The organism is Robertmurraya sp. DFI.2.37 (assembly GCF_029211245.1).
Classification (GTDB): Bacteria; Bacillota; Bacilli; order Bacillales; family Cytobacillaceae; genus Robertmurraya; species Robertmurraya methanolica_A.
In genome coordinates this window covers 1-6929 of record NZ_JARGEJ010000101.1, presented here as the reverse complement: position 1 = coordinate 6929, position 6929 = coordinate 1, and the positions used below count along the sequence as shown (strand labels likewise).

Annotated in this window: 6 protein-coding genes; 2 read left to right on the top strand and 4 right to left on the bottom strand. The window is 37.0% G+C overall.

Going from position 1 to position 6929, the window contains the following annotated elements; all coding sequences use genetic code 11:
* Positions 1 to 363: 363 nt before the first annotated feature.
* The 4 genes from PZE06_RS25085 to PZE06_RS25070 form a co-directional block, all read right to left on the bottom strand.
* The gene (locus tag PZE06_RS25085) at positions 364 to 1098 is read right to left on the bottom strand and encodes an ATP-binding cassette domain-containing protein (protein ID WP_137744770.1); all 735 of its coding nucleotides are present in this window, start codon (positions 1096 to 1098) and stop codon (positions 364 to 366) included.
* Positions 1095 to 1793, bottom strand: coding sequence for an ABC transporter permease (locus tag PZE06_RS25080; RefSeq protein WP_095311485.1), 699 nt, complete (start codon positions 1791 to 1793; stop codon positions 1095 to 1097). Before PZE06_RS25080 ends, PZE06_RS25085 begins: the two co-directional genes overlap by 4 nt.
* 281 nt (positions 1794 to 2074) lie before the next feature.
* Positions 2075 to 2965 carry an ABC transporter substrate-binding protein gene (locus PZE06_RS25075; RefSeq protein WP_095311483.1) on the bottom strand — a complete coding sequence of 297 codons (891 nt, stop codon included), beginning with the start codon at positions 2963 to 2965 and terminating at the stop codon, positions 2075 to 2077.
* Complete coding sequence (locus tag PZE06_RS25070; protein WP_225310839.1) at positions 2965 to 3879, bottom strand: substrate-binding domain-containing protein; 915 nt, start codon at positions 3877 to 3879, stop codon at positions 2965 to 2967. Before PZE06_RS25070 ends, PZE06_RS25075 begins: the two co-directional genes overlap by 1 nt.
* 439 nt (positions 3880 to 4318) lie before the next feature.
* On the opposite strand from PZE06_RS25070, the gene PZE06_RS25065 reads away from it, so the two are divergent.
* Both PZE06_RS25065 and rodA read left to right on the top strand, forming a co-directional pair.
* A complete protein-coding gene (locus PZE06_RS25065; RefSeq protein WP_137744769.1) occupies positions 4319 to 5092 on the top strand; it encodes a DUF4931 domain-containing protein in 774 nt (257 codons plus the stop codon).
* A 507-nt stretch (positions 5093 to 5599) separates the two neighbouring features.
* Positions 5600 to 6766 (top strand): rod shape-determining protein RodA, encoded by a 1167-nt coding sequence (gene rodA, locus PZE06_RS25060; protein WP_095311479.1) that lies wholly within the window; start codon positions 5600 to 5602, stop codon positions 6764 to 6766.
* The last annotated feature ends 163 nt before the right edge of the window (positions 6767 to 6929 follow it).

Sequence of the window (6929 nt, the reverse complement as noted above, 5' to 3'; positions counted from 1 at the left end):
CTGTAGTTGAAAATGTTATTTTACTCATGTTGTCCCCTAGTTCTTATTTAGTAAGTTTAAGTATATAAAAAAATACCTATAGATAAAACACTCTTTTTCAAGTGTCCTAACTATAGGTACCATATTACATGCTACTCTCTTTTTTTATTTGGCTTTGTTATATGTCGCTATTAATTTTTGGCTCATTTCGATTGCGACTCCCTTTTTAATTGGTGTACGTGAGTCTAGCACAAGCAAATATCTAAATGGAATCTTAACTGTAATGTTATAAAGGAATGCACCGATGATAGAAGAAATGTACTACCCATTTAATGACTCCAAATTTGTGTGCTTGTTTATTTCTTTGAGCTTCTCTGCTGTGCTTTAATGAATAAATTCTTTCCATTGATTAATGAAAGATGCAGTAGTTTCATTTGGTTTTTCAATTACTTCGGCAGTTGTCCCCGTTTGTTGAATTTTCCCATTCATAAGAATCGAGAGGCGGTCTGTTAAATATTTCACCTCTAAAAGATCATGGCTCACAAATACGGTTGTCGTCCGGGTAGAATTTAAAATTTCTTTTAATTCCTTTAAAAGTTGTACTTTAGTTGGAAAGTCAAGTGCAGAAAAAGGCTCGTCTAAAAATAGTACTTCTGGTTCTAGAACCATCGCCCGTGCTAAATTTACTCTTTGCGCTTCCCCACCAGACAAATGAAAGGCGTGTTTTTTGGCAAGATGAGAGATGTTAAACTTGTCTAACCAGTACTCGACTTTGTCATTTATAATAGGTTTGGCAAGCTTACGAATTTTCAGGCCAAGTGCAACATTTTGGTAGACAGAGGTATTTAATAGCAAAGATTGTTGAAGAGCGATCGCAAATTTCCTGCGCAGATCGATTGTAATTTTTTGTTCAGAGAGCGGTTTCTCTTTTAAAAAGATTTGTCCTTCGCTAGGAGAATCGAGTAGTGAAAGAAGCTTTAATAGCGTACTTTTTCCAGCTCCGTTTGGTCCCATTATCCCGATGATCTCTCCTTGTTTAATTGAAAAAGAGGGAATCGAGAGAATGGTTTTTTGCTGGGCCATGTAAGTCATATTTTCTAGCCTTAAAAGAGTATTCATGATCTTCGACTCCTTTGCTGTAAAAAGGTTAAAAAGAAGGTAATCATAAATGCTAGTGACATAATAATGAACGATAGGGCAAAAGCAACATCGAAATTCCCCTTTGATACTTCCATGACAATGGAGGTGGTTAAGATTCTAGTATCTCCTTTAATGTTTCCCCCCACCATCATGGCCGCTCCCACTTCTGCAATTACTCTGCCGAATCCGGCGATTATAGCTGCTAGGATCGCAATCCTTGTTTCGTTTAAGAGGATTTTTAGCGATTGTAGTTTTGTTGCCCCAAGGGCTTTGATTTGCAGAAGCATTTTCTCGTCAATTTGTTGGAATGCGCTGCTTGTAAGTCCAATTAAAATAGGTAAAGAGACGAGTATTTGTGCTAAAACAATCGCCGTTGGAGTATAGAGAAGAGAAAGATGTCCGAGTGGACCAGAGCGCCATAGAAATATGGTGATCCAAAGTCCTGCGACAACAGGTGGAAGCCCCATTCCAATATTAATGAAAACCAATAATAGCTTTCTACCGCGAAATTTTGTTAAACCTAATAAAATCCCGAGAGGAATTCCAATTAACGTGCTGATTAAAATGGCCGTTAAGGAAATCCGTAATGTCCGCCAAGTGATTTCATAAACTTCACGATCACCAGTAATGATCATTTCGACCGCCCGTGTTAGTCCATCAATTAATAAGTCCATATTGATTCCATCCGTTCGTTTCTAGATTAAAGAAAATACCTAGTACAGATTACTAGGTATTTCAGGCCGCCCGCAAACGCTCGCTTTCTTCGTTACTCTCCTTGTTTGCTGGCTCATTACCTACTATGGTAACTCCGCTCCTCCCAAGGCTTCGCACTGTGATACGGCAAATGTTTTCAATCAGTCTGATGGTGGCTGATTTTAGATGTTGTCTACACTTAGAAAATGGAACAGCATTAAATGGGTTTTATTTTAACTATATAGAGAGTGGTGTAATAGAGTTATTCAGTATATTTAAAGAATAGAGATTGACCATATTCCTCTTTTCCGAATTCTTCAATCGCATCTTGAACTTCAGGCTTAATTAAAAATTCCACAAATGCGTTCGCGCCATCATTGTTAATTAAGTCGTTCTTTTCCGGGTTTACTTCCATAACGTGATAGATATTCAATAAAGCATCGTCGCCTTCGACAATAATATCCATATCAGAGTAATTGTCCTTTTGAGCTAGGTAAGTCGCTCTATCTGTAAGTACGTAGCCTTCTTTTTCATTGGCAACTTGTAGGGTATTCCCCATCCCTTGTCCAGTTTCCACATATGAAGAATTATCAGTTGGAGTGATATTGATCGCTTCCCATAGTCCTAATTCCATTTTATGCGTACCAGAGTCATCGCCACGAGAAACAAATACGGCGTTTTCGTCATATAATTTTTGGAAAGCCTCTGAAACTTCTAATCCTTTAATTCCTGCCGGATCAGCCGAAGGTCCAACAATAATAAAATCATTATACATGATACGTTTGTAGTTTTGGACATCACCGTTGTCAACGAGTTCTTGCTCTGCATCCGGTGCATGAGTTAATAAAACATCTGCTTCTCCATTTACTCCCATTTCAAGAGCTTGTCCAGTTCCAACAGCAATAGTTTTAACTTTGTATGGGTGTTCCTCTTCAAATAAAGGAATGATCACTTCATCTAATAAGCCGCTATCCTGCGTACTCGTTGTCGTTGCTAAAATCAGCTCTGTTGCATCAACTGCTTCCTCTTTAGTAGGAGTCTCCTGTTCTGGAGTTGCTCCTTCATTCCTGTCGTTTTCTGTATTCCCACATGCCGCAATAAAGACAAGTAGGAATGCAATTAGTGTTGTGGATAAAAAGCGTTTTAAATTCATTACTGTTTCCCCCTATTTTTTTCATGAATGATTTTCCCGAATTCATGGGTGTTATATCCTTTAAGAGAACGAATGCTCTCTTTAAAGCTAGTTAATTGGATAATATCCAGCAGATGCTGAAGGGCATCTTTATTCTTTTTATTCCAGCGCAGTACTAAATCAAATTGTTCATTCGCAACCGGGATAAAATCTAAATTAAGCTGTTCTGCAGCAGAACGAATTCCTAACCCCACATCTGCGATTCCCCGACTAATATATGTGGCGGTTGAAAGGTGATTCCATTCCTCATTGCTATAGCCCTTTATTGCACTCGGCTCAATGTTTTCCTTGGCTAGATGTGAATCTAACAGAAATCTAGTCCCAGAACCCTTTTGCCGATTAACAAAAGTAATTTCTTTTCTCGTTAAATCCGTAAAATCTTGGATTTCTTTTGGATTCCCCTGAGCCACAATAAAGCCTTGCTCACGACTGGCTAAACGAATGACTGTGAGCGGTTCATGGACAAAGAACAACTTTATAAAGGGAAGATTGTATTCCCCGGAAGAAGGATCTAGAAGGTGAATGGCAGCAACATCACAGTTGCCTCGATAAAGCATCATAAGCCCTTCTAGGCTTCCGATATAGGTAGGTTGAATGGATAAGAAATTAGCTTGCTTTGTTACATATTTAATTAAATGTTCGATTAAAAAATCATGACTGCCAGCAAGTAGGAGAGATAGGGCCTGCTCATTCATCCCCGCAGAGGAGTCCGCTTTCTTAAATCTCTCAACTTCGATTTTATCAATGCGCATCTTATTTCCAACCTTAAAAGCATGAAGCTCTCTCCGTTTAATAAGCTCATAAACAGTGTGCTTTGAAATTTTAAAAAGCTTAGCAACCTCTTCGACCGTATAGGTTTCATCATTCATTGCCATCACCTAACCTCATCATTTCTTGTCTTAGCTTACTAAATTGAGTTAAGTTCAAACTGTGATCTTTATTACATTTCATTAAGTATTGTTAAGTATTGTTCGGAACGTTCATATTTTGTTCACAAATTTAGTGGTTGGTCCATGTAATTTGTTGGGAGGTCAGTAAAAATTAATAATAACGGTACTAATAGTTAAAAATGCCGCATTAATCGTCATATATAAACTAAACAGCCTTGTATTAGAATTGATTTCATCTCATATGTCCAATCACTAATTACTAGCAAGTTTCATCATTGTTTATCTCCGCATCTATCATAATGAGAATTTTGCTGAAGCGTGTCATTACATATAAATGTCGTTTTAGTTGAATGTGAAAGGTTCGCTAAATTAGTCATATTCCAATACAATAGAGTTAATGAAAAGGGGAAAAGTAGGTGAACCGATGAGTGATATACATTTGTTTTTTAATACAGAAATAGGGGTTCAAAAACCTGAGAGTATTCGCAATAAAAATACACGCTGCCCATTTTGCGCGAGGGAAGAGCTGACTGATCTCATCGATGTAGATGGTCCTATCATCTTACTAAAAAATAAATATCCGGTGCTCGAAAATGCCTTTCAAACAGTATTAATTGAAACGGACGATTGTTCCGGTGAACTTTCATTGTACACAAAAGAACATTTAGTGAGATTATTTACCTTTGCGCTGAAGCATTGGCAGGCAATGGAGGAAGGTGGAGAATATCAATCTGTTTTATTTTTCAAAAATCATGGTCCCTTATCCGGAGGATCGATTGCCCATCCACACATGCAAATTATCGGATTAAAGACGATTGATTATATGGAAAATGTCTCCTCTTCTATATTTGAAGGACTGAAGATTGCAGAGGAAAGTGATGTCCTTTTTTCGCTTTCAACTAAGCCAAAGGTTGGCTTTTATGAATTTAATGTAAGGATGAGCAATTTGCAGCAATTGCCGTCCTTCGCCTCATATATCCAGATCGCCGTTCATTATATACTTAATGAGTTTCCATTCAGGGCAAGTAGTTATAATCTCTTTTTTTATCGCATGGATGAAGTAATTTATGCAAAAATTGTCCCCCGATTTGTAACGACACCTTTGTATATTGGCTATTCTATTCCACAGGTGCCGGATAATTTAAGAAAGCTTCAAGCAGATATTATCGAAAAATATATTAATAAGCCGAGTTCCTAATGGCACCTTCAAATAAAAATGAACATTTTAACGTTGCAGAATTATGGTTGGTTTCATTGTTTCTGGAATTTAATTCTGTTTGTTTTTTATTTAGGACATTTGCCAATCCATGTGAAAAATGGATGTTCATCAATCATCTTTGTACAACGTCTCATTAATAATTCAACTTAACTTTAATAGGTAACAATATCCAGCAGCTTTGAAAAGTTGTGATTTTCCTTTAGGATAAATATAATGAAGAATGGCAGCTTATTTATTAAAAGGCTTTGGGAAACCAAATGATTGATCATACAATTTTTCGTATGAAGCCTTGGTTTCGCGCCCCTTTTAGTTATACTGGAAGGTTAAAGAGAAACTGAGCGAAAGATCAGTACCGACATATAACAAAGCCATTTGAAAAATCTAGTGATAAGCCTTTTGCAAGGAATAAAATATATAAGAAGAGCAGTTTCATTTGTTCTTACTGTATTTCTATTTTGTTTGATGTATATCTAAGGGAGAATAATCATGACGACTGAGAAAAATTCGACATCCAGGTTTGATTTTAATCTTGTTTTTATTTTATTTTTATTATTCATCGCAAGCTGTATTGCGATTTACAGTGCTCAATCGACAGGACAATATGGAGAGAACTTTCTCTTAAAACAAATTGTTTGGTACGGAATTGGGGCGGTTATCATTGCCGTGATGATTGCCTTTGATTCAGACCAGTTAAAAAAGCTTTCCTGGTACTTTTATGGACTGGGGCTCCTTCTTCTTGGATTTCTGCTTGTCGCTCCAAGCAGCATTGCACCCGTGATTAATGGAGCGAAAAGTTGGTTCAGGGCACCGGGGATCGGCTCTTTACAACCATCTGAATTTGTAAAGGTATTTCTGATTTTGGCTTTAGCAAAACTTATCTCAGATCATCATGAGAAAAATCAATTTAAAACAATAAAAAGTGATGGTTGGTTATTGATAAAAATCGGCATTGTGACAGCTGCGCCTTTGCTGCTTGTTATGAAGCAGCCCGACCTTGGAACAGCCCTCGTTTTAATTGCAATTATGCTAGGAATGATTTTTATTTCCGGCATCACTTGGAAAATCCTTATGCCTATTTTTGCTTTCGGTGCTTCACTTGTTTCCATCATTTTTTATTTTGTTCTAGTAAAACCTGAAATTTTGGAGAAATACTTAGGAGTAAAACAATATCAATTTGGCCGTATTTATTCATGGCTTGACCCTTATAATTACTCCAGTACTTCTGGCTATCAATTAACAAGGTCTCTCCTTGCCATTGGGTCTGGACAAACAAGCGGGAAAGGCTTTGGCACAAGGGAAGTATATTTGCCTGAAAGCCATACAGACTTTATCTTTAGTGTAGTGGGAGAGGAATATGGTTTCGTTGGAGCGAGTCTTCTTGTGAGTTTATTTTTCCTCCTTATTTATCATATAACAAGAGTGGGAATGGAAACAAAAAATCCTTTTTATACTTATATTTGTGTTGGTGTAATAAGTATGATTACGTTTCATGTTTTTCAAAATATTGGTATGACGATTGGGATCCTTCCGATTACAGGAATTCCCCTTCCATTTATAAGTTATGGAGGCAGCTCCTTAATGGGGAATATGCTTGCCCTTAGTTTAATTTTCTCCATTCGCTATCACTATAAAAAGTATATGTTTTCCGAATAAAAGGATCGGTTATACAGAAATAGAAAAGTCCAATTCGGTACCGACCCCCAGAAGTTAGAGTAATAAATCTAACTTCTGGGGGTATTATTATGGCCAAATATAGTGAGGAATTTAAAATAAAGATTGTTACCGAATATTTGAATGGAAATCTTGGATACAAACG